At 62.2% G+C, this 22,890-nt stretch carries 18 protein-coding genes; 11 read left to right on the top strand and 7 right to left on the bottom strand.

The annotated features are described in order from the left end of the window. Positions 1-147 precede the first annotated feature (147 nt). The 5 genes from C6V82_RS01510 (at position 148) to C6V82_RS01490 (ending at position 6,341) form a co-directional block, all read left to right on the top strand. Positions 148-1,062 carry a LysR family transcriptional regulator gene (locus C6V82_RS01510; RefSeq protein ID WP_102589129.1) on the top strand — a complete coding sequence of 305 codons (915 nt, stop codon included), beginning with the start codon at positions 148-150 and terminating at the stop codon, positions 1,060-1,062. Between the two features lie 75 nt (positions 1,063-1,137). After that, entirely contained in the window at positions 1,138-2,016 is an 879-nt protein-coding gene (locus C6V82_RS01505) for an AEC family transporter (protein WP_102589128.1), read from the top strand. Positions 2,017-2,180: 164 nt separating this feature from the next. Then, positions 2,181-3,353, top strand: a complete 1,173-nt coding sequence (locus C6V82_RS01500; RefSeq protein WP_229843075.1) for a PQQ-dependent sugar dehydrogenase — start codon at positions 2,181-2,183, stop codon at positions 3,351-3,353. A gap of 73 nt (positions 3,354-3,426) precedes the next feature. Further along, a complete protein-coding gene (locus tag C6V82_RS01495) occupies positions 3,427-4,938 on the top strand; it encodes a sensor histidine kinase (RefSeq protein WP_102589127.1) in 1,512 nt (503 codons plus the stop codon). A 5-nt stretch (positions 4,939-4,943) separates the two neighbouring features. Next, positions 4,944-6,341 carry a sigma-54-dependent transcriptional regulator gene (locus tag C6V82_RS01490; RefSeq protein ID WP_102589688.1) on the top strand — a complete coding sequence of 466 codons (1,398 nt, stop codon included), beginning with the start codon at positions 4,944-4,946 and terminating at the stop codon, positions 6,339-6,341. A gap of 211 nt (positions 6,342-6,552) precedes the next feature. On the opposite strand, the gene C6V82_RS01485 is transcribed toward C6V82_RS01490, so the two are convergent. Beyond that, the gene (locus C6V82_RS01485; RefSeq protein WP_102589126.1) at positions 6,553-6,942 is read right to left on the bottom strand and encodes a hypothetical protein; all 390 of its coding nucleotides are present in this window, start codon (positions 6,940-6,942) and stop codon (positions 6,553-6,555) included. A 461-nt stretch (positions 6,943-7,403) separates the two neighbouring features. Between C6V82_RS01485 and C6V82_RS01480 the strand changes: the two genes are divergently transcribed. The 4 genes from C6V82_RS01480 (at position 7,404) to C6V82_RS01465 (ending at position 14,248) form a co-directional block, all read left to right on the top strand. Next, entirely contained in the window at positions 7,404-9,044 is a 1,641-nt protein-coding gene (locus C6V82_RS01480) for a BCCT family transporter (RefSeq protein ID WP_102589125.1), read from the top strand. 293 nt (positions 9,045-9,337) lie between these two features. Then, entirely contained in the window at positions 9,338-9,754 is a 417-nt protein-coding gene (locus C6V82_RS01475) for a universal stress protein (protein WP_102589124.1), read from the top strand. Positions 9,755-9,815: 61 nt separating this feature from the next. Then, positions 9,816-11,486, top strand: a complete 1,671-nt coding sequence (locus C6V82_RS01470; RefSeq protein ID WP_102589123.1) for a BCCT family transporter — start codon at positions 9,816-9,818, stop codon at positions 11,484-11,486. A 254-nt stretch (positions 11,487-11,740) separates the two neighbouring features. Beyond that, on the top strand, positions 11,741-14,248 hold the full coding sequence (locus C6V82_RS01465) for an EAL domain-containing protein (RefSeq protein WP_229843076.1): 2,508 nt from the start codon (positions 11,741-11,743) through the stop codon (positions 14,246-14,248). Positions 14,249-14,261: 13 nt separating this feature from the next. On the opposite strand, the gene C6V82_RS01460 is transcribed toward C6V82_RS01465, so the two are convergent. Further along, a complete protein-coding gene (locus tag C6V82_RS01460; RefSeq protein WP_102589122.1) occupies positions 14,262-14,984 on the bottom strand; it encodes a 3'-5' exonuclease in 723 nt (240 codons plus the stop codon). A 2-nt stretch (positions 14,985-14,986) separates the two neighbouring features. Then, positions 14,987-16,918, bottom strand: coding sequence for a DUF294 nucleotidyltransferase-like domain-containing protein (locus C6V82_RS01455; RefSeq protein WP_102589121.1), 1,932 nt, complete (start codon positions 16,916-16,918; stop codon positions 14,987-14,989). Between the two features lie 28 nt (positions 16,919-16,946). Here C6V82_RS01455 and C6V82_RS18070 point away from each other — a divergent pair, with 28 nt between their 5' ends. Continuing rightward, a complete protein-coding gene (locus C6V82_RS18070) occupies positions 16,947-17,111 on the top strand; it encodes a hypothetical protein (RefSeq protein WP_180978324.1) in 165 nt (54 codons plus the stop codon). Between the two features lie 36 nt (positions 17,112-17,147). Here the strand turns inward: C6V82_RS18070 and C6V82_RS01450 are convergent, their stop codons facing one another. After that, a complete protein-coding gene (locus C6V82_RS01450) occupies positions 17,148-17,531 on the bottom strand; it encodes a DUF4168 domain-containing protein (RefSeq protein ID WP_102589120.1) in 384 nt (127 codons plus the stop codon). A 318-nt stretch (positions 17,532-17,849) separates the two neighbouring features. Here C6V82_RS01450 and C6V82_RS01445 point away from each other — a divergent pair, with 318 nt between their 5' ends. Next, the gene (locus C6V82_RS01445) at positions 17,850-18,761 is read left to right on the top strand and encodes a DMT family transporter (RefSeq protein WP_102589119.1); all 912 of its coding nucleotides are present in this window, start codon (positions 17,850-17,852) and stop codon (positions 18,759-18,761) included. 39 nt (positions 18,762-18,800) lie between these two features. Here the strand turns inward: C6V82_RS01445 and C6V82_RS01440 are convergent, their stop codons facing one another. Genes C6V82_RS01440 through C6V82_RS01430 form a run of 3 tightly spaced genes read right to left on the bottom strand, consistent with a single transcriptional unit; the run spans position 18,801 to position 22,889 of the window. After that, positions 18,801-20,843, bottom strand: a complete 2,043-nt coding sequence (locus C6V82_RS01440; protein WP_102589118.1) for an ASKHA domain-containing protein — start codon at positions 20,841-20,843, stop codon at positions 18,801-18,803. An 11-nt stretch (positions 20,844-20,854) separates the two neighbouring features. Further along, positions 20,855-21,769: a dihydropteroate synthase gene (locus C6V82_RS01435; protein WP_102589117.1), complete on the bottom strand. Its 915-nt coding sequence runs from the start codon at positions 21,767-21,769 to the stop codon at positions 20,855-20,857. Between the two features lie 49 nt (positions 21,770-21,818). Continuing rightward, the gene (locus tag C6V82_RS01430) at positions 21,819-22,889 is read right to left on the bottom strand and encodes a methylenetetrahydrofolate reductase (protein WP_102589116.1); all 1,071 of its coding nucleotides are present in this window, start codon (positions 22,887-22,889) and stop codon (positions 21,819-21,821) included. Position 22,890 lies beyond the last annotated feature (1 nt).

The raw sequence follows: 22,890 nt of genomic DNA, 5'->3' as shown, positions 1-22,890 counted from the left end.
TGTGCTCGCTTGCCCCGGCCATGGCCGGGGCTTTTCGTGATCCGCCCCACCAAGACAAGAATCCAACTCAAACGACAATGATTTTCATGTCCTTTTGAATAGTGGCATACTTTCCCCGCACGCCCTTCCTATTTGCCGGCTGACACCATGCACGACTTCGACGAACTGGTCGCCTTCGATGCCATCATGGCATCCGGCAGCATGACACAAAGCGCGCAGTCCCTGGGGCTCGCCAAATCGACACTGAGCCGCCGCATTGCACAACTGGAGTCGCGCCTGGGGCAGCCACTGTTGCGGCGCCAGGCCAACCGTCTGATCCCCACCGAGGCGGGGCTGGTGTTCCATGACTACTGCCGCGAGATGCTCACCCTCGCCGACCGCAGCCATGAGGCGCTGGCCGAGCTCAGCGGAAAGATCAGTGGCCGTGTGACCATCGAGGTGCATGTTGCCCTGACCCGCAGCTGGCTGGCCCCAGTGATGGATGCCTTCATGACCCGCTATCCGCAGGTGGAGTTGACCCTGCATGCCCGCGAGACGCCACCGCGGGCGCCGGACAGCTACTTTGTGCACGTGTGGCTCGGTCCAGCGCCGGAATCGGGCCTGAAACAGGAGCCGCTGGGGCGGCTGACACGTGGCCTCTACGCCAGCCCGGACTATCTGGCGCGGCATGGAACTCCCGAACATCCCAGGGAGCTTTCCGAACATGCCTGGATCGACCTGCTGGGCACCACTCGCAAAGGCCTGACACTGCACCATCCCGACCAGAGAGAGGTGCATTTCCAGCCCCCGCATTCGCGCCTGCGAGTCGATCTCCCCGTCCTGCATGTCGACGCCATCGCCCGTGGCCAGGGCATCGGGTTGTTGCCCCACTGGATCGTCGCCAAACGGGAAGCCCACCACCCGGGCGAGCTGGTACCGTGCCTGGAGCGCTGGCAGCCGGAAGCGCTGCCGGTCACGCTGCTCTATGCCTATGGCCATCAGCCGCGCCGGGTCAGCACCTTGCTCGACTTCCTGCGCCAGGCGGTGCCAGCGGCCTGGCAAGCTCAACCGGAGATAGCGTGAAGCCAGCCGGCTTGCTTGCCAGCCAGCCAGACAATTCACGACAATAGCCACTCTCTCCCCGTCATGGACCCCGCGATGCTTGCCCAACTGTTCGCCGTGATGGCGCCTGTGCTTGCCGGCGCCGGGCTCGGATTCACCTGGATTCGCCTTGGCCATCCCTATCCGATCGAGTTCGTCACCCGCCTGGTGTTCAACATCGGCACACCGGCACTGGTGCTCGCTTCGTTATCCGGCGCCGACATCGATGCAGGAAGCTTTGGTCTCACCATGCTCGCCACCGCCATGGTGCTTACCAGCATGGCGGGCGTGGCCTTCCTGCTGGCACGCCTGTTGCGCCGTGACTGGCGGGTACTGCTGGCATCGACCATGTACCCCAACACCGGCAACATGGGGCTGCCGGTGGTGCTCTACGCCTTCGGCCAGAGTGGCTTCGTTTATGGCATCACGGTGATGGTCACCGTCTCGCTGTTCCAGTTCACCGTGGGCTCGATGATGGCCAGCCGCAGTGGCAGGCCGTGGCGCACCCTGGCGCGAACGCCCACTGTCTATGCCATCCTGATCGCCTTGACGTTGCTGCTCACCGATACCCAACTGCCGTTGTGGCTCGACAACAGCGTCGACCTGATCTCGGGTTTCACCGTGCCGCTGATGCTGATCACCCTGGGTGTGTCGCTGGCCAGCATCCAGGTCAAGAATCTGAGATCGGGCATCGGCTTCAGCCTGCTGCGCATTCCCACCGCCGCACTGATCGCCTGGGGGGTTGGCCACCTGCTGGGGCTGCCGCCGCTGGCGATTGGCATCCTGATCCTGCAGATGAGCATGCCGGTGGCAGTATTCAACTACCTGTTCGCCCAGAAGGCCAAGCGTGAGCCGGAATATGTGGCGAGCCTGGTGTTCTGCTCGACGCTGCTCTCATTGATCTACCTGCCGATCCTGCTGGCCCTGCTGATGTAACGCGGCGAGCGCAACGCTCGCCCCTACTGTCGCAATAGCGCGACATGGAACAACACCGCAACGTGGAACAACACCGCGACCGGAAAGTCTCTAATCGCATGGCCACTCACGATTCACAACTCAATCACGCTATTCACCTCTCCCCCCGCCACCATGAGGTCGCCATGAACATGCCGACACACTCGACTTTGCGCACGCACACGTTGACGCCCGTACTGACCGCCAGCCTGCTGGCGACCGGCTTGCTGGCCACGCCACTCCAGGCGGCCGAGGTGGTGGCCGAACGGATTGCCACCGATCATCACGACATGCGCCTGGAGCGTATCGCCGACGGCCTCGAGCATCCGTGGGCCATGGCGATGCTGCCCGACGGCCGGATGCTGGTCAGTGAGCGTCCTGGCCGGTTGGCGCTGATCGACGAGGGTGGCGAGGTCAGCCATGTGACGGGATTGCCAGAGGTCAGCACCCGCGGTCAGGGCGGCCTGCTGGACGTGGTGGTGCACCCCGATTTCGCCGAGCCGGACAACGGCTGGCTCTACTTTACCTGGAGCCAGCCTGGGGATGGCGGCACCGCCACGACGCTCAGTCGCGCCCGGCTCGATGGCGACCGGCTGGCCGATAGGGAGACGCTGTTCGTGCAGAACCGTTTCTCGGGTGCCGGCAGGCACTATGGGTCACGGCTTGCCTGGCTGGACGATGGCACCCTGCTGATGAGCATCGGCGATCGCGGCAGTCACCCCCCGCGCGCTCAGGACACCGGCGATCACGCCGGCAGCTTCCTGCGGCTGACCGACACCGGCGGCATTCCCGACGACAACCCCCATGTCGATGATCCCGACACGCTCGATGCGCTGTATACCCATGGCAACCGCAATCCCCAGGGCTTGACCGTGGCCGCCGACGGCACCGCATGGTCCACCGAGCATGGCCCACGCACCGGTGACGAGCTCAATCGGCTCGACGCGGGCGTCAACTACGGCTGGCCAGAGGTCACGCTCGGTCGCGACTATGCCACCAATCAGCCTATCGGGCTCGACAGCGCCCCGGGAATGCGGGATCCGGTGTATGTCTTCGAGGGGCGATTCGCACCGTCGGGGCTTGCCGAGGTCCAGGGTGACACGTTTCCCGCCTGGCGCGGCGACCTGCTGGCCGGGGGGCTTGCCAGCGAAAAACTGCTCAGGCTCGACCTCGAGGATGGTGACGTGGCTGGCGTCGAAACCCTGCTCGATGGCGAGATCGGACGAATCCGCGACGTCCGCCAGGGCCATGACGGCGCCATTTACCTGCTGGAGGACGCCGCCAACGGTGGCCTTTACCGACTGATCCCCGCGGACTGATCGACGTCGCCTCCCGGGCGCACTTCGCGCGGGAGGCGCGTGCCTCATGACATCCTGTCGTTAACGGACTCCAATGCGCCTTCGCAACCTGATCATCCTCACTGTCATCGTGCCCCTGTTCTTCATTCTGGTGGTATTCAGCCTGCTTGCGATCACCACGCTCGAGGAGAACATGCGCTCCAAGCTTGAGACCGAGGTCGAGATCATTACCCACGCCCTTGGCACGTCGCTTGGTCATGCCATGGCTCGCGATACACCCGACTCGATACAGGACACGTTGCAATCAGCCTTCTCCTTCCACCGTATCTACGGTGCCTACGTCTTTAACACCGAGGGAGAGGAGATCTATGGCCTTGGCCTTGGCGAGGCGCTGTTCAAGCCCGAAGATATCCGTGCCGTGGTCGACAGCGGCGAACTTACTGGCGCCTATCGCGACCATGACGACTGGACCTATTATTCGGCACTGATGCCGCTGACCACGCCCGATGGCGAGGTGCGTGGCGTCTTGCAGGTCAACCGACTCAATACCGGCGTCGAGAACTACAGCCACTTCATCAGCCTGGTCGCGGGGCTGGTGTTCGTCATCGGCGCGCTCGGCATCGTATTCAGCCTTTGGTGGGGGTTTCGCCAGTTCATCGAACGGCCGATCAATCGCCTGCTGGGGGTGATGGCCAGCGTCGAGGGCGGTAATCGTGATCGGCGCGCCGCGGTGCAAGGCCCCGAGGAGTACCGCCGCCTGGCAGAGGCGCTCAACGGCATGCTCGATGCCATGGCCGAAAAGGATGCCGATATCGAAACGCGCCGCCACAAGGAGGTCGAGCTGGAACGACGCCTGCACAAGTCTCACAAGCTCGCCGAGCTTGGTGTCTTGGCCACGGGCGTCGCCCATGAGATCGGTGCGCCACTGACGGTGATCAATGGTCAGGCCCAGCGGCTGGCCCGTCGCGAGACCATCGGCGATGACGAACGCGCTCGCCTTGGGCGTATCCGCGGAGAGGTCGAACGCATTGTCGAGATCGTCCGCCAATTGATGGAGCTGGGGCGCCGTCACAACCTTGCCAAGGAGTGGCACAGCCTGGATGAGCTGGTGGCCACGGCACTTGGCCTGGTCGAGGATGACATTGAACGACAGGCGATCGAATTCGAGACGGACCTTCCATCGCCGCCCTATACACTGCTCGCCAATGGCCAACAACTGATCCAGGTGTTTACCAACCTGCTGCGCAACGCCATCCAGGCCGGCAACGTCAGCAACATTCGCCTGACAGCCCGCGCCACGAACACCGAGCTGCGCCTGTGGCTGGAGGATGATGGCCCCGGCATTGCTGCCACAGACCGCCCGCGGGTCTTCGATCCTTTCTTCACCACCAAGCCCGTCGGCCAGGGCAGCGGACTTGGGCTCGCCATGGTGCACCGTATCGTCAACGACCACGCCGGCACCATCGGTGTGATCGACAGCTCGCTTGGCGGCGCAGGCTTCGAGATCGTGCTGCCACTGGCCGAGCCTGCCCGCGACCCCTCGATTACCCCTTCTTCGTCTACCACTTTTTTTACCAATTCCATGAACCGAGGAAGCCTCACGTGACCAGGATGGCCCCCGCACCCTTTGCACCGATCCTGATCGTCGAGGACGATCAGGCAATCCTTGAGTTGCTCGACGAAGAACTTCGTGATGCAGGCTTCGCCACGCTGCTGGCCGCCAGTGCCGAGGACGCCATCGCTGTCCTCAGCCATAGTGAGGTAGGGCTTGTCATCAGCGATGTGCGCCTACCAGGCATCAGCGGCATGCAACTGTTGCAGCAGCTCCGCGAGCAGGGCGACCGGGTGGGGTTCATCGTGATCACTGCCTTCGGCACCATCGACCAGGCGGTCGAGGCGCTCAAGATCGGTGCCGATGACTTCCTGACCAAGCCACTGGATCTGGAGGGAGTACAGGAAGCGGTCTATCGCGTGCTGACACGACAGCGCCTGGCCGAACGTTATCAAGGTCATGCGCAATCCCGTCATTTCCATGGCCTGGTCGGCGAGAGCGAGGCAATGCAGGCGTTGTTCCACGATGCGGGCAGACTTGCCAGAAGCGATGCGCCGATCCTGATCCTCGGCGAGAGCGGTACCGGCAAGGAGCTTCTGGCACGCGCCATTCACACCGAAAGCACCCGCTCCGAAGGGCCGTTCGTGGCAGTGAACTGTGCCAGCATTCCCGCCGAGCTGCTGGAGAGCGAGTTCTTCGGTCACGTCAAAGGTGCTTTCACCGGCGCCAGCGACCATCGCCAGGGCCTCTTTCAGGCGGCCAGTGGTGGCAGCCTGTTCCTGGACGAGATCGGCGAGATGTCGCCGGGCCTGCAGGCCAAGCTTCTGCGCGCCCTGCAGGAAAAGACCGTGCGCGCGGTGGGGGCCGAGCGCGAGGAACGAGTGGATGTGCGCATCATCGCCGCTACCCATCGCGACCTGGAACTGGCCATCGGCCAGGGAGACTTTCGTGAGGACCTGTTCTATCGCCTCGAGACGTTTTCGTTACGCATTCCGCCGCTGCGGGAGCGTAACGGCGACCTTGAGCGCCTGATCTCGGCGCTGGTCGACAAGCATGCCGACGCCCAGGCCAAACGTATCGAGCGCATCGAACCCGCTGCCCTGCAGGCACTGCTCGGGTACCCCTACCCAGGCAACGTACGCGAGCTTGAAAACGCCATCATGCGCGCTGTGACCCTGGCCGAGGCCGAGGAACTGCTGCATGCCGACCTGCCCGAACGCATTCGCGAGCATGCCGCCGACCAGCGGCGCCTGGGGGGCGAATTGATGGCGCGTGAAGAAAGTCCTCACGACGCTTGGGTGGCGACAACCGCACAGCAGAACTGGCCTAGCCTTGCCGATGTCGAGAAGCGCTACATCCTCAAGGTGCTGGAGGCCACCGGTGGCAACAAACGGCGTACCGCCGACATTCTGGGAATCGCCCGCCGCACGCTGTACCGTCGCCTGGATAACGACTAGGCGCCTTCATAAGGACTGTTCATTCAAGAAAAGCGGTCCAATCAAGAAAAGCCCCTGCCGGGTGGCAAGGGCAAGAAGGCATCAATGGGGCCGGTGCTTGCGAGGGAACGGCGGGGCACACCGGCCTTGGAGACATGACGCCTGCAAACTCACGACTCAAGGTGACTCATCATGACTGGCGGCTCATCCGAGTTTTCTTCGGGGGAGCCGATCACCAGGTACTGTCCTGATCCTCCTCATTGTCGGCAGCCCCCGGATCATTGGACATGCTCGGGTCATCGCTGGACATGCTCGCCCCTTCGTCAGTCATACTCGACGGCGAGGACTGATCGGTTTCACCACTGGGCATGGGGTCAGTGCCCTCTCCAAAGCCGGGCTCTTCGGCGGGTTGCCCCGGCTCGGCCATCGGATCATTGCTTGTCGGATCATTGCTTGTCGGATCACTGGCCGGATCCGACATCGCCGGGTCGGTTGACTCGGTGGTGGTGCCTGGCTCCTGAGCGACGGGTTCGTGCATGTCGGCCAACGCCAACGGGCTTACGCTGAGGCCAAAGACCACACCGAGAATACCCAGCTGCTTGAGGGACTCTTGGGTCTTCATTCATTACCTCCTGATTTACTGCTCCTGGATTCATGCCGGGTCATTCGCGTGGTGACGATCATGCCGAAATGTGCATGGTGTCGCTTGTGTCGGACATGGCGTCTGACGCCGTTGATGATGCCACCCTGCCGAATCCCTGGCTCGCTTAATCCACCAGCACAGGCCGTGCCAGACCCGGCAATGAAAAGAAAAACCATTGGATATCAAATTGATAAAGAAGCACGGCGACAGATGATGGTACCGTGCCTTGTCAGCAGTGGGTGGTCATATATGGCACACTGGGTCGCGATGACTCAGCGAAGGCCGTATGAGCCGCGTTGAGAGCAAGGGTTGATGAATGCCACGCGCGCGCCATTCTTTACTCTGACAGCCCTAGGCCTGTTCCCAGCACCAATGAATCATCCACCGAGAGTGACATCGGACACTCACGCAACAACACATCACTGAAAGGAGAAAGCCTAATGGCAACACCTGACAAGGATGAGACGCCACCGGTTTCCGATGGCGTTCCTGCCCCGGACGGTCCGGCCAACCTGATCGACACCGATTATGTGATCGGCCAGGACAACATCACGACCTCGGCACTTGGCTTCAACGTGGACCTTCACGGCAAGGTCTTTGCCGTGTCGGCCATCGTGGTGCTGTTCTTCGTGATCATCACCCTGGCCCTGCAGGATCAGGTAGCACCGCTCTTCGATGCGACCTTCAATTTCCTGACCGGCAACATGGCCTGGTTCTTCCTGCTGGCCGCCAATGTGTTCGTGCTGCTGTCGATCGTGCTGATCTTCACCCCACTGGGGAAGGTACGCATCGGCGGTCGGGATGCGACGCCCGACTTCAGCTATGCCGGCTGGTTCGCCATGCTGTTTGCCGCCGGCATGGGCATCGGCTTGATGTACTTCGGCGTCTCGGAACCCATGGCGCACTATCAGTCCGCCCTGGGGGGTATTGCCACAGAGAACGGCGTGCGTACTGACTGGGCACCGCTGGGCGGCGCCGAAGGCGACGAGTCCGGCGCCATCGCTCTGGGGATGGCCGCCACGATCTTCCACTGGGGCCTGCACCCATGGGGCATCTATGCAGTGGTGGCGCTGGCGCTGGCCATCTTCTCCTTCAACAAGGGGCTGCCACTGACCATGCGCTCGATCTTCTACCCGATTCTGGGGGAGCGCGTATGGGGTTGGCCGGGTCATGTGATCGATATCCTGGCGGTGTTCGCCACGTTGTTCGGTCTTGCAACGTCGCTTGGCCTTGGCGCACAGCAGGCCAGTAACGGCCTCAACGATCTATTTGGCATCCCCAACAACAATACCACCATGGTATTTCTGATCGTTGGCATCACTATCATTGCCATGGGCTCAATCGTCCTCGGCGTGGAGAAAGGCGTTCAGCGACTTTCTCAGCTCAATATGGGTCTTGCCCTCCTGCTGCTGGCATTCGTCATCATCGTCGGACCCACGCTGATGATCGTGACAGGATTCTTCCAGAATCTCGTGAGCTACATGACGTATCTGCCCGAGCTGTCCAACCCGTTCGGTCGTGAGGATGCCAACTTCACCCAGGGCTGGACCGCCTTCTATTGGGCCTGGTGGATCTCCTGGTCACCGTTCGTCGGCATGTTCATCGCCCGTGTGTCGCGTGGCCGCACAGTGCGTGAGTTCCTGATCGCCGTGTTGCTGGTACCTTCCATCGTATCGGTACTGTGGATGACCTCCTTCGGTGGTGCCGGCATCGAACAGTTGCTCGCCGGGACCTTCGATGGCGAAGCCGACGAGCTCTTCGTGATGCTGGCTGGACTGCCGCTGACCGAAATCACGTCCTTTGTCGCCATCGTGCTGGTGATCGTGTTCTTCATCACCTCGTCGGACTCGGGCTCGCTGGTGATCGATTCCATCACCGCGGGTGGCAAGGTCGATGCCCCCACTCCCCAGCGCATCTTCTGGGCGATCATCGAGGGCGCCATTGCCATTGGCTTGCTTATCGGTGGTGGCCTGGCGGCACTGCAAGCGGCTGTCATATCGACTGGATTGCCCTTCACACTGGTATTGCTGGTCGGTTGCTACGCCATCGTCAAGGGGCTGATGAGCGAACCAAGATCTTGATGTAAGTGCACAGCCAAGCATGCCATCAGGCGGCCTCAGGGCCGCCTGATGTGTTTGTGGGCCAGCAGCCTCCTTGAGGGCCGACATCCCGTGGTGAGATATGACACACTGGTCAGGGGGCGCACAGGGCAGGCAGGATGAGACGCGTTGATCGCGCGCCTTGATGAATCCCCTCTCCCAACCCATGCTGGATGTGATCATCGTACGCCAAGCCCCTGGCTAGTACGCAAGGTGAACGCGTCGATCTCGAGCTTCACTCATCGAGTACCAGAAGGTTGAAAGGAGACATCGCCATGTACAAGAAGATCATGGTGCCGGTCGACCTGGCACACATCGAGGTGATAGAACCCGCACTCGAAACGGTGGCGGACTTGGCTCGCCATTATGATGCAGAGGTATGCTACGTGGGCGTCACATCCAACACGCCGAGCAGCGTCGCGCGAACGCCCGAGGAGTTCACCCGAAAACTCGACGCCTTCGCCGAGAAGCGATCCAAGGTGCATGGCCAGCCAGTAAGTACCCACACCATCGCAAGCCCTGACCCCATCGCCGATCTCGACGACGAGTTGATCAAGGCTATCGATGACGTCGGGGCGGACCTGATCGTCATGCCCACGCATCCCCCCAGGCACCTGGACGTCATCATGCCATCGCACGGTGGAAAGATCGCGACCCACACCAAGGCATCGGTGTTCCTGGTACGCCCCTGAAACCCTCGTCGCAGGGTCAAGACACGACTCACCATGAAAGCGATTTCAAGGAGACCTTATCGTGAGCCATCCCCAAGACGAAAAACCGGATGAGCCGAACAACGGTTCCGAAGGCATTCCTGCCCCGGAGGGGGCGGCGAACCTCATTGATACCGACTATGTGATCGGACAGGACAACATCACGGCCTCCCCCCTGGGGATCAACGTTGACCTGCATGGCAAGGTGTTCACCTTCTCCTCGATCGTGATCCTGTTGTTCGTGATCCTGACGCTAGCCTTGCAGGATCAGATGGAGCCGATCTTCAACAGCATGTTCAGCTTCCTGACCACCAACCTGGGCTGGGTGTTCCTGCTCGGCGCCAACGTCTTTGTGGTCCTGGCGCTGGTGCTGATCTTTACCCCATTGGGCAAGGTACGCATCGGTGGCGCCGATGCCACGCCAGACTTCGGCTACGCCGGCTGGTTCTCGATGTTGTTCGCCGCCGGCATGGGCATCGGCCTGATGTTCTATGGCGTGTCGGAGCCGCTGGGCCACTACGGTACCGCCTTCGGTGGCATCAGCATGGGCGAGGATGGCCTGCGCACCGACTGGGCACCGCTGGGTGGCGCCGAGGGTGACCAGGCCGGTGCCATTGAGCTGGGCATGTCCGCCACCATCTTCCACTGGGGCTTTCACCCCTGGGGCGCCTACGCCATCGTCGGCCTGTCACTGGCGATCTTCGCCTTCAACAAGGGCCTGCCACTGACCATGCGCTCGATCTTCTACCCGATCCTGGGAGAGCGGGTGTGGGGTTGGCCCGGGCACGTGATCGACATCCTGGCGGTATTCGCCACCCTGTTTGGCCTGACCACCTCGCTGGGCATCGGCGCTACCCAGGCGGCCGGGGGCCTCAACTACCTGTTCGGCATTCCCGCCAGCGACGCCACCCTGGTGCTGCTGATCCTGGGGATTACCGTGGTGGCACTCGGCTCGATCATGCTCGGCGTCGACAAGGGGGTGCAGCGTCTTTCCCAGTTGAACATGGTGCTCGCCCTGCTGCTGCTGCTGTTCGTGATCCTGGTCGGCCCGACGCTGTTGATCGCGACAGGCGTGGTCGAGAACCTGATCGGCTACGTGACCCACCTGCCGGCACTCTCCATGCCGTTCGGGCGCGAGGACGCCAACTTCAGCCAAGGTTGGACCGCCTTCTACTGGGCCTGGTGGATTGCCTGGTCACCGTTCGTCGGCATGTTCATCGCACGTGTCAGCCGCGGCCGCACCGTGCGTGAATTCCTGATCTCGGTGCTGGTGGTACCGACTCTTGCCTCGGTGGTGTGGATGACCGCCTTCGGTACTACCGCCATCGATCAGGTGGTGAGCTCCGGTATCACCGAGGTGCAGGATGCGGCCCTGGAGCTGCAGCTGTTCACCATGCTGGAGTACCTGCCGCTGACCGCCATCACCTCCTTCGTCGGGATCACGCTGGTGATCGTGTTCTTCATCACCTCGTCTGACTCGGGCTCGCTGGTGATCGACTCCATTACCGCGGGTGGCAAGGTCGACGCCCCCAAGCCCCAGCGTATCTTCTGGGCACTGATCGAGGGGGCACTCGCCATCGCCCTGCTGCTCGGCGGCGGGCTTGCCGCCCTACAGACGGCCGCTCTCACGACGGGGCTTCCCTTCACCCTGGTCTTGCTGGTGGGCTGCTACGCCATCGTCAAGGGGCTGATGAGCGAACCCCGAGCCTCGTGATCATCCACGCTTCACAGCCAAGCAACGCGTCAGGCGGCCTCAGGGCCGCCTGACGTTTTTGGTGAGAGCACTGACACGCTTTGAAATACGCAAGCCATGAACAACCACGCTTCGAAAAACAATAGTATGCAGTTTCAACCATAAGGAACGGCTTTTCTGCTATTACTGGAAGTAACATACGTCGATACTCGGCAAAGGATGCCCCTTTGACGGCGCTGCTTCGTCCCCTCAGTCATACCCTGTGGATAGCCTTGTTGCTGCCTACCCTGGTGCTGGCACAACCTCTGCGTGTGGGTGTCTATCACAACCCACCCAAGCTGTTCATTGATGACCAGGGGCAGCCCAGCGGCATCCTCTGGGAGCTGCTGGAAGCGATAGCCAGCCAAGAGGCGTGGAGGCTTGACCCGGTCGACTGCCGCTGGCAAGCCTGTCTTGAGGCGCTTGTCGATGAGCGGCTCGACTTGCTGCCCGATGTCGCCTGGAGCCAGGCGCGCAGTGCCCAGCTGGCCTTTCACCGCGAACCCGCGCTGCACAGCTGGTCGCAGATCTACCAGCGGCCTGGCACGGCGCTGGATGCCATACCCGATCTCGATGGCAAGCGTGTCGCCGTACTGCAAGGCTCGATCCAGCAAACCTATCTGGAGAACCTGGGGGAAGGCTTTGGCATCACACTGGATCTGCTGGCGGTCGACACTTACGCAGCGGGGTTCGAAGCCACCCTGGCAGGCCAGGTGGAGGCCGTCGTGGCCAACCGTCACTTCGGGGACTGGCAAGCGCGTCAGCTGGGCCTTTCGGCCACACCGATCATGTTCCAGCCTGCCAGGCTGTTTTACGCCGCACCCGCTGGCCGCAAAGCCAGCGTTCTTGCGGCTATCGACGAGCATCTCATCGCCTGGAAACCCACCCAGAACACCCCCTATCACGAGATACTCGAGCGCTGGAGCGTGCGCAACGACGACCAGTTTCGGATCCCCGAGTGGCTTTGGTGGAGCCTTGGCGGTCTGACCGCCATGCTCGCGCTGGCACTTGTGGGCAACATGCTGCTGCGACGACGGGTGGCCGAGCGCACGACACGCCTTGCCGCCAGCGAACAACGCCTCGCCGCGATTCTCGACAGTGTCGAGGCCTTCATTTTCATCAAGACGCCAGACCTGCGCTATACCTACGTCAACCGCAAGGTCTGCGAACTGCTCAACCGGTCCGCCACGTCGATTCTTGGACACCGAGACGAGGAGTTCTTCGATGCCGACACCGCGGCCAGATTACGGGCCAATGATCTCAGGGTCATCGAGGGTGGCGAGAAGGTCACCGATGAGGAAACCAACCTGCTCCCTCGGGGCGGCAAGCCGCATGTCTTCCTGTCGGTGAAACTGCCCCTTTACGATGCCCGGGGGGAGGTCGTATCGCTGTGCGGGATCTCGACCGATATTACCGAATACCGGGAGATCCAGGAGAGCAACCGCCTGCTTGCCAACTTCAACCCGGTGACCGGGCTTCCCAACCGCCAGCGCTTCATGGACAAGCTCACCCAGGCCATCCTCAACACCCGTCACCGCCACCCGTTCATCGCCCTGCTGCTGATCGACCTGGATCATTTCAAGTTGGTCAACGACCTGCATAGCCACGAGGCTGGCGACCGACTGCTCAGGCATGTCGCTCAGCGCCTTGGCCTGATCGTGGACGACACCGATACCCTGGCGCATCTGGGCGATGATGAGTTCGCCCTGCTGATTGATAACCTCGCCCCTCCCTTGGAGAGCGCCGCTCACCGGATCGAGCAACTCGGTGAGCGTTTGCTTGCCGCCGTGCAACGAAATGGCGGGGAAGAAGATACCCCAACGATCACCGCAAGCCTGGGCCTGACCCTGTTCAGCCGACATGATGTGGAACCGGGTGGCGCCATGCAGCAGGCCGATATTGCACTCGCACAGGCCAAGGCCGCAGGAGGCAACACGCTGCGCTTCTTCAACGATCAGATGCAGGTGCGCGTGATGGAGCGGGTGCGCCTGGAGCGTGACCTGCAACGCGCACTGCAACGCGACGAGTTTCGCCTTTGCTACCAGCTCAAGGTCGATACCGACGAGCGACCGGTAGGCGTTGAGGCACTGATCCGTTGGCAGCATCCCGAGCGTGGCTTGATTCCTCCCGTCGAGTTCATTCCGCTGGCGGAGCAAAGCCAACTGATACTTGCCATCGGCCAGTGGGTAGTGGAAACCGCCTGTGAGGTGCTGTCACGCTGGGCAGATGATGAGGCGCGCGAGCAACTCAGCATGGCGGTCAACGTCAGTGCCGTTCAGTTCCATGACCCCGGCTTCGTCAGTCAGATAAAGGCGGTACTGGCGGAGTCAGGCGCGCCTGCCGAACGGCTGATGCTCGAGGTCACCGAATCAGTGCTAATGGAAGAGCCGGAGAGCGTGAGAAATACCCTTGCGGCACTCCGCGAGCTGGGCATTCGACTGGCGCTGGATGACTTCGGCACAGGCTACTCCTCACTGAACTATCTCAAGCGCCTGCCTCTCGACGAATTGAAGATCGACCGCAGCTTCATCCTGGGCATTCCACACGACGCATCGGACACCGCCATCGTCGAGACGACGCTGACCCTGGCCACCCACCTGGGGCTCGACGTGGTCGCCGAAGGTGTGGAAAACGACGCACAATTCCAGTGGCTGAAAGCCCGAGGCTGTCGGGTCTTCCAGGGTTACCGCTTTGGCAAGCCGGTGGAGCTCGAATCTCTGGCGTTGGCTGCGACCTCGGCTTGAGGTCGGGTCGTCATCAACTCCACAGCTGACCGACAGGCGTCTCGGGGCGATAGCGCGTGGCAATCTGAGCCTGCAGCAACTCGGCCGTGCCCAGTGCGTCGATCAGCGCATGATGGCCCTGATACGCCGGGAGCCCATAGCGCAACCGACTGTTGTGCAAGCGAATCGATACAGGGGGACGCCCAGCCCAGCGGCGGAAGCGCGCCCACAGCGACTGACGATGAATACGCGCCTCCAGCGACATGGTATCGATCACCGGAAAGCGCATGCCCTCCCCCAGCCGCGCCTTGATCGCACCATCCAGGAAGGGGCGTTCGATGTGCCGGTAGTGCACCACCGCCAGACGTCCGGCCAGCGCCTCGAACAACTCCGGCAGGATGACGGCAAGATCGGGGGCATTGGCCACCTCGGAGTGGGTGATGTGGTGCATGGTCACCGACTGCTCGGTAAGCTCGCGCACCGGCTTGAGCACCCAGTAACGGCGCTCGGCCAGGCGGATGCGCGCCAGCGTAAAAGGCACCAGCCCGATGCTGACGATGGCGGCGCGTCTGGGATCGAGGCCGGTGGTCTCGATATCCAGGGCGACCAGGGGCACCTCGGCGATCGGCGTCTCGGGGGCTGGGCAACCGGCGGCGAAATATCCGGCCAGTAGGGGGTCCTGAATCACTCCGGCGCGATCGGCGAAATAATCCGGCCAAGTCGGTCCACGGCGACTGTCTTTGCGAAGGACGAGCATGGTTAGCGGGACCGCGGACTGTTGGGCTTGGGCTTGGACACGACCGGTACCGGGTAACGGTATTTCAGGAACTTCTGTGCGTTGCTCAGTACCTGGAAGGCATCCTTGAGGTTATGCCGCTCGTTGTCCGAGACGTTTTCAGGTTCGATGGTGTTATCCGGCGCCTGTTCTTTGGCAATATCGATCGCCTGGTGACGAATGCGCGCCATGGCGAGAAACTCCAGCGCGTAGCGCAACTTGTCGCTGACACCCGTGGCCAGAAGCTGGGTGCGGTCGATGTCATCGAGCCTGGCAAAGCTATTCTGGGCTTGTGACCCGCAGGCCAGCGCATGGACTCGGATCAGGTCGACCATCGGCGCGGTCCCCCGGCGCTTCAGGTTGATGGTGTTGTTGTGCTTGCCGTCCTTCTCCATCACGAAGGTACGGAAGAACCCAAGTGGTGGCGTGCGCCCGAGGGCGTTGCGAGCCATCGCCGCGAGAAACATCGGGTTCTTGCTCGCCTCTGTGGCCACCAGGTCCTGCAACTGTTCGACGAACCTGTTCTCGCCATACACCACGTCCAGGTCGAAAAAGATCGAACTGTGCAAGAGCCGTTCGGGAGTCGGGTTGTCGATCCAGTCGTGAAAATACTGCTTCCATACCGCCAGCGGCTGACGCCACTTGGGGTTGGTGGCCATGATATCGCCAGTACAGTAGGTGTAGCCGCAAGCATGCAGGCCATCGCTGACGCGTTTGGCCAGGGCCAGGAAGTAGGCATCGTGCTGTTCGGGATCGAAGGCATCGTCGAGCACCAGGGCATTGTCCTGGTCGGTGACGATGGATTGTTCGTTGCGCGCCATGGATCCCATGGCCATGAAGCAGTAAGGCACCGGCGGCGGCCCAAGCTCTTCCTCGGCGAGCTCCAGCAAGCGCCGCGAAATACTGCGTCCGATGGTGGAAAGCGCACTGCCGATCATGCGTGAGTCGGCACCATCCTCGACCATACGCACGAACGCGGCGCGAATATCCGGCTCGAGCCTGGCGATACCGTGAGCCGACGACTGGTTGAAAATGTTGTTGACCAGGTAGAGGCTCGAATGGGTCTCGTAGCGGATGATATCGGAGAGATGCACGATCCCCACCGGGCGCCGGCGATGCATCACCGGCAAGTGGTGGACGTTGTTGCGCAGCATGCACAGCATCGCTTCATGTACCGACTCGTCGGACTGAATGGCGATCAAGCCGTCATGGACTACCTCACCCACCGGCGTGTCCGGGCTCAGGCCTTCGGCCACTACGCGCTTGCGAAAATCGCTGTCGGTGAGGATGCCACGCACCTGCCAGGGTCGCTCCTCGCTATCGCGAAAGGTGTAGCGCGGTGCATCGCCCGGCTTGCCGAGTACCAACACCGCGGATGCCTGGAAATCGGTGAGCTGGCGGGCCGCCTCCTGCACCGACGCGGTATCCTCGACCATCACCGGGTAGCGCGTCAGTAACTTGCGCACCCGGGTGATCATCATATCGTTTTGCTTCTTCTGCTCCGCCACCGCACTTTCCAGGCGCGGTCGTGCGAGCTCGACGAAGTCGGCGAAGTGCTCGTCCTCGTCGCACAACCGCTGAAACAGCGCGTTGGGGATGAAGTAGATAAGCGAGTCTTCGAGGGCCTTGGCAGGAAAACGCACGCGACGGTTTCTCAGCAAGCTGAAGTGGCCGAAGATATCGCCCTCCCCCAGCCTGTTGTAGAGATCGCCATTGCGTCGGCTTATCTCCACCGCGCCACTGCGGATATAGCCGAGCTCATGAACCTCCTGATCGAGTACCAGGATATCGCTGCCGGCCTTGTAGTAGGCGACTTCCACCTGTCCCGCCAATTCATCGAGCAGGTCGTCGGCGATGTGATCGAAGGGCGGGCAACGCCCCATGTGTTGACGAATCTCCAGCAGTTCGACATCCACGTGTCAGGCTCCAGGCAAGGGCTTTTCCATGGACGAAAGTCTGGAGGCTCGCGACACACCTGTAAAGCAATCAGCCCAGGCAATTAATGCAAACACCTCATTCTCAAACACCCATTTCTCAAACACCCATTTCGCAACCGTCACAAAAGAAAACGTCACAAAAGAAAACGGCCACCGCGAGGGTGGCCGTTGACGTCAGCTGGGATTCACCAGGGAATCCTGTCGTGAATCACGACTGAGCCATTTCCTGGACACGCTGCATCAGTTCAGGGTCCTGTTGAATGGCTTGGCCAATGGCATTGAAGGTATCCACATCGAGACCGCTGTCCTCGACAACCTCGACCATTTCCTCGTTGGCTTCCATGCGCACTTCCTGCTGCGCTGATTCGTCCTCGGCCTCCTGCAGACGTTGTGTGTACTCCTGAGAGATCACTGCGATTTCCTCGGATGCGTCAGCAAACTGCTGAAGCTGGTCATCGGAAAAGTCCTGTGCCGGAGCGGCTGCCTGGGGCTGTTGAGTGGAAGCAGCCGGGTCTTCCTGGGCCTGGGCGGTGGCGGACATCATGCCAACGCTGAGCAGGGCGGCAGAGAACAGTGCAGTCAATCGATTCATGAATACCTCCAAGGGTGTTGCGTGTATGTGCTACCTGTGACGACACCCAACGGGCTGCGTTCAAAATTTTCGTGTAAAACCTGGAAACAACGAGTAACCAAAGAGTCACATTCGTCTCCATGTCGCGACACCGAAAGTCGACCTTTAGGCCTCGATGCCGCCATGGCGGGCGCCGCGTTTCATTATCATAAAACCAAATGATATGAATTATCACCTCCTTGACACTCTGTTTGCCTGCGAACGGCTTTGCCGCAAGCGATCAACACAGTATCGTCTGTATAGTGTGCCCCGTGACCATCACTGACCTGGACCTCAAGTATGCCACCCTCGCTCTCTTCGCGGCTTTCCGCCCTGAGTCTCGCCGCCATGCCGCTGCTCTTCGTAGCGCTGTGGAGCACTGGCTTCATCGGTGCCAAGTTCGGACTTCCTTACGCCGAACCCTTCACCTTCCTGTTCATTCGTTTCGTCTGCACGCTCGCCTTGCTGATACCGCTAGCGCACTGGTTGAGCGATGGCTGGCCGAAGGGGGCGCGGCTATGGGCGCACATCGGCATATCAGGGCTACTGGTGCATGCCGCTTACCTGGGCGGGGTGTTCTACGGCATTCATCTTGGCATGCCGGCGGGTTTGGCATCGCTGCTGGTCGGTCTACAGCCGTTGCTGACTGCCGCCCTTGCCGGGCCGCTGCTGGCCGAGCGGTTGACCGCAAGGCAGTGGGCCGGCTTGCTGCTGGGCCTGGCGGGCGTCTCGCTGGTGCTGGGCGGCAAGCTCGATCCGGGTGATGGCCTGTTCCAGGGGTTCGGGCTTGGGGCATTGGCCAGCGTCACCATCGCCCTGCTGGGCATTTCCGGCGGCACCCTTTACCAGAAGCGCTACTGCACCGGCATGCCGCTGCTTTCCGGCACCGTGGTGCAGTACCTGGCGGCGGGCGTGGTACTCGGGATTGGCGCACTGCTGTTCGAACAACGGCGGGTGGAGTGGACCTTGACCTTCGCGCTGACGCTGGGCTGGCTGGTGCTGGTGCTGTCGATCGCCGCCATCCTGCTGCTGATGGCGCTGATCAAGCGTGGCGAGGCGTCACGCGTGGCCAGCCTGTTCTATCTGGTGCCACCGGTGACCGCCCTGCAAGCGTGGTGGTTGTTTGACGAGCGCCTGCCCATGGCCTCGCTGGCCGGCATGGCGATCGCCATCGCCGGCGTGGTGCTGGTGGTCAAGGGCAAGCGCGTTTAGCCCACCACGAGGGGCCTGACGTGGGTGTGAGCCTTGGCGTCACGTCAGCGGTGAGGAGTCGACCCTGCGACGTCGCCGCCGCGCCGCTCGCCCTTGCGAGGGCGCGTCCCGCGCTACCCTGGGCGGCAAGTCGACATGTTCAGCGAGTCTTGCGAACACATCGCTGCGATGGGGAATCGCCATGGCGGCCACGAAATGCTCCTGGAAACGTGGCTCTGTCGCGGTTTCAAGCTTCTCGACACGCCTGACCACGGCTTCGATCTCGCGGCGCGCCTTGCGGCTGAGCAGTGCGATTCGTCCTCCGGTACCCGCGGCGTTACCCGCCGAGGTGACATGTTCCAGGTCACAGTCGGGAATCAATCCGAGCACCATGGCGTAGCTGACATCGATATGCGCTCCGAAGGCACCCGCCAGGCGAATACGATCGACATGATCGGTGCCGTAGTGCTCCATCAGCAGCCGGATGCCCGCATAGAGCGCCGCCTTGGCCAATTGAATCGCGCGGATGTCCCCTTGGGTGATGGCCAGGGTACGGTTGCCATCGCGGTGCAGCACGTAGCGAAATGTTCGGCCGTCGGCCTCTACGCGCGGTGAGCGCTCGGTAAGCGAGCCTTGGATTACGCCCTCCGCGTTGATCACCCCGGCCAGGAACATCTCGGCGATCACTTCGATGATCCCCGACCCGCAGACGCCGGTGACACCATGCCCGGCGATCTCGGCCTCGAACCCCGGCTCGTCGGACCATCGCTCACACCCGATTACCTTGTAGCGTGGTTCCAGGGTCTGACGATCGATGCGTACCCGTTCGATGGCGCCGGGTGCGGCACGCTGGCCGCAGCTGATCTGGGCACCTTCGAAGGCCGGGCCGGTGGGGCTCGAGGCCGCCAACAAGCGATGACGATTGCCCAGCACGATTTCGGCGTTGGTGCCGACATCCACCAGCAACATCATTTCCTCACCGAGATACGGCGTTTCAGAGAGGATCGCGCCCGCGGTATCGGCCCCCACGTGGCCGGCGATACACGGCAAGGCATAGACGCGGGCATTGGGGTGGATCGCAAGATCGATTTCGGTGGCCCATAGGCCATCGATGGCCTCGTCGGTGGCAAGCGCAAAGGGGGCGCCCCCCAATTCCACCGGATTGATGCCGAAGACCAGGCTCTGCATGATCGGATTGCCGACGAACACCGCCTCGATGATCGCCTCAACCGCCACCCCGGCCTCACTGGCAAGCTCGCTTGCCAGTTCGCACAACGCCTCGCGTACCACCCGGGTCATGACGGTTTCCCCACCCGGGTTCATCATGATGTAGGAAACCCGGCTCATCAGGTCCTCGCCGTAACGAATCTGGGGGTTCATGCGCCCCGCCGAGGCCACCACCTCGCCGGTCTGCAGGTTGCACAGGTGGGCGGCGATGGTGGTCGACCCGACATCCACCGCCATGCCGAAGATGCGCTCCTGAAACCCCGGCCATACGGCGATGATCCGGCGGTCATCGTGGATCGCCACGGTCACCCCCCAGTCACCGCGCCGCAGGGCATCCTGTAGCTGCTGCACCACGCGGATATCGGTCTTGAGCTCGCTGAAATGCCACTCATACTCCAGCGCTGCCTTGAGCCGCCGCAGGTCGGACGCCGGCACATGCAGGTCGGGCTGCTGCACCTGAACGAAATACAGCCGCACGATCGGGTCAAGCTCGATGTCGAGCACCTCGGCACGCTTGCGCACGATCTGGCGGTGTACCTGGCTCGATGCCGGCACATCGATCAGTACATCGCCAAGCAACTGGCTCGAGCAACTCAGCCGTCGTCCTTCGCGCAACGCGCCACGACGCTTTTCCCAGGCCCACTCGGTGTCGCTCTTGAGCGAGAGATGATTCGCCGAGGACTCCACACCGTGCTTGGTGAAACTCCCCTCGCAGAGGTCGACCTGGCAGCGACCACACAGCCCCCGACCGCCGCACACCGAATCGATGTCCACACCCAGCGCACGTGCCGCCTCGAGCAGCGGGGTACCCAGCGGGAATCGACCACGCCGCCCGGATGGGGTGAAGACGACCAGCGCATCATCCTGATGGGACATGGCAGCGACCCTCAGGAGGTGGCGCGGCGACGGCGGGTCTGGCGACGCCCCCGTCCTTCGCTGCCATCGGCGGCGAGCGGTGGCGCCTCGCGAAACGTCTTGATCCAGCGCAGGCAGTCCGGGTCGTGTCCCATCATCACATCGGCGCCTTTCACCGCGGTCATGATCTCGGCATGCAACGGGTTGGTGATCGCCGACGTCAGCCCCGAGGCGATGGCCATGGTCATGAAGGCGGCATTGATGCCATTGCGGTTGGGCAGGCCGAAGCTGACGTTGGACGCACCGCAGGTGGTGTTGACCTTGAGCTCCTTCTGCAGGCGATGACACAGCGCAAAGACCTGACGACCGGCGGTACCCACCGCACCGATCGGCATCACCAGCGGGTCGACCACCACGTCGCAGGCCGGAATGCCATGGTCGGCGGCACGCTCGACGATCTTCTTGGCGATGGCAAAGCGCACATCGGGGTCCTGGGAAATGCCGGTCTCGTCGTTGCTGATCGCCACCACCGCCGCGCCATGCTTGCGCACCAGCGGCAATACCGCCTCGAGGCTTTCGTCCTCACCGGTCACCGAATTGACCAGCGCCTTGCCCTTGTAGACCGAGAGGCCGGCCTCCAGCGCTTTGATGATCGAGGAGTCGATACACAGCGGGACATCGGTCATCGATTGCACAAGCTCGATGGTGCTGGCCAGTATCGCCGGTTCGTCGGCCAGTGGAATACCGGCGTTGACGTCGAGCATGTGGGCACCATTGGCCAGTTGATCCTCCACGTCCTTGACCACTCGGCTGAAGTCTCCGGCGGCCATTTCCGCGGCCAGTTGCTTGCGACCGGTGGGGTTGATGCGCTCGCCGATCACCACGAAGGGCCGTTCGAAGCCGAGCACGACTTCCTTGCTGTGCGAGCTGATCACGGTATCTGTCATGACACATCCTCGATGCTGTTGGGATCATTGGGGTTGATGGGGCAGACCATCATGTCGCGTCGGTAACCGAATGCCCCTGCACTGCCTCGGCTTCCATGGATTCGGGATTGCGCTCGGCCGGATTGTCACGTCCGGGGTACCAGGGCACACGGCCCTCCAGCACTCCGGTGGTCTCGATGATCTCGGCGACGCTGTGCTCCTGGCGATACGCCATCAGGTGGGCACCACTGACGCCGGGGATGTCGCGTACCTGGTGCAGAAGATCCATGCACAGGTTCTTGCCTTCGCGTTTCTGGTCGCTGGACCCTTCGAGCCGCGTGATCACCGCATCGGGAATGTGCACGCCAGGTACGTTGTCGCGAATCCAGCGCGCGCTGCGCGCCGAGGCCAGCGGCCCGAGCCCAACCAGGATGAACACCCGGTCAGGGCCTTCGAGCAGACCCAGGTCGTTGACCTTGAGCATGAAGTCACGCATCCGCTCGATATCGAAGCAGTACTGGGTCTGGATGAACTGAGCACCGGCCGCGACCTTCTTGGCCAGACGATGCGGGCGCCAGTCGATGGGCGGTACGAAGGGATTCTCGGCGGCGCCCAGAAACACCCGGGGCGGCAGGTCGATACGCCGGCCACTCTGGAAGCGACATTCGTCACGCATGGCGCGGGCGATCTCTAAAAGCGACATCGAATCGAGGTCGAACACCGGCTTGGCCTGAGGGTGATCGCCCGCCTGCACCCCGTCGCCCGTCAGGCACAGCACGTTGCAGGCACCCATGGCCGCCGCACCCAGAATCTCGCCCTGCATGGCAATGCGATTGCGGTCGCGGCAGGACATTTGCAGGATGGTGGCGTAGCCGACACGGGTCAGCAGCGAGCAGACCCCGACGCTGGACATGTGGCAGTGCGCCCCCGAGCCATCGGTGGCATTGATGGCATCCACGTAGCCATCGAAGATCGCCGCGCGCTTGAGTACCTCGGCGGGATCGGCCGAATCGGGCGGGTCGATCTCGGTGGTAACGGCAAACTTGCCTGCGCGCAATACCCGTTCCAGTCGACCGGGCGAAACATGGCCCGGCAGGATGGGCAGTGAATATCCAGGTACCGGTTCGTCTTCGAACTTCATC

The organism is Halomonas urumqiensis (genome assembly GCF_003028575.1).
Classification (GTDB): Bacteria; Pseudomonadota; Gammaproteobacteria; order Pseudomonadales; family Halomonadaceae; genus Halomonas; species Halomonas urumqiensis.
This window is presented reverse-complemented; position numbering and strand designations above follow the sequence as displayed.

Bases quoted from the DNA above. Each gene is read 5' to 3' on its own strand.
- C6V82_RS01440 (WP_102589118.1), bottom strand. From the start codon at position 20,843: ATGTCCCATCAGGATGATGCGCTGGTCGTCTTCACCCCATCCGGGCGG.
- C6V82_RS01505 (WP_102589128.1), top strand. From the start codon at position 1,138: ATGCTTGCCCAACTGTTCGCCGTGATGGCGCCTGTGCTTGCCGGCGCC.
- C6V82_RS01430 (WP_102589116.1), bottom strand. From the start codon at position 22,889: ATGAAGTTCGAAGACGAACCGGTACCTGGATATTCACTGCCCATCCTG.
- C6V82_RS01510 (WP_102589129.1), top strand. From the start codon at position 148: ATGCACGACTTCGACGAACTGGTCGCCTTCGATGCCATCATGGCATCC.
- C6V82_RS01500 (WP_229843075.1), top strand. From the start codon at position 2,181: ATGAACATGCCGACACACTCGACTTTGCGCACGCACACGTTGACGCCC.
- C6V82_RS01450 (WP_102589120.1), bottom strand. From the start codon at position 17,531: ATGAATCGATTGACTGCACTGTTCTCTGCCGCCCTGCTCAGCGTTGGC.
- C6V82_RS18070 (WP_180978324.1), top strand. From the start codon at position 16,947: ATGGACGAAAGTCTGGAGGCTCGCGACACACCTGTAAAGCAATCAGCC.
- C6V82_RS01460 (WP_102589122.1), bottom strand. From the start codon at position 14,984: ATGCTCGTCCTTCGCAAAGACAGTCGCCGTGGACCGACTTGGCCGGAT.
- C6V82_RS01475 (WP_102589124.1), top strand. From the start codon at position 9,338: ATGTACAAGAAGATCATGGTGCCGGTCGACCTGGCACACATCGAGGTG.
- C6V82_RS01435 (WP_102589117.1), bottom strand. From the start codon at position 21,769: ATGACAGATACCGTGATCAGCTCGCACAGCAAGGAAGTCGTGCTCGGC.
- C6V82_RS01495 (WP_102589127.1), top strand. From the start codon at position 3,427: ATGCGCCTTCGCAACCTGATCATCCTCACTGTCATCGTGCCCCTGTTC.
- C6V82_RS01480 (WP_102589125.1), top strand. From the start codon at position 7,404: ATGGCAACACCTGACAAGGATGAGACGCCACCGGTTTCCGATGGCGTT.
- C6V82_RS01485 (WP_102589126.1), bottom strand. From the start codon at position 6,942: ATGAAGACCCAAGAGTCCCTCAAGCAGCTGGGTATTCTCGGTGTGGTC.
- C6V82_RS01445 (WP_102589119.1), top strand. From the start codon at position 17,850: ATGCCACCCTCGCTCTCTTCGCGGCTTTCCGCCCTGAGTCTCGCCGCC.
- C6V82_RS01490 (WP_102589688.1), top strand. From the start codon at position 4,944: ATGGCCCCCGCACCCTTTGCACCGATCCTGATCGTCGAGGACGATCAG.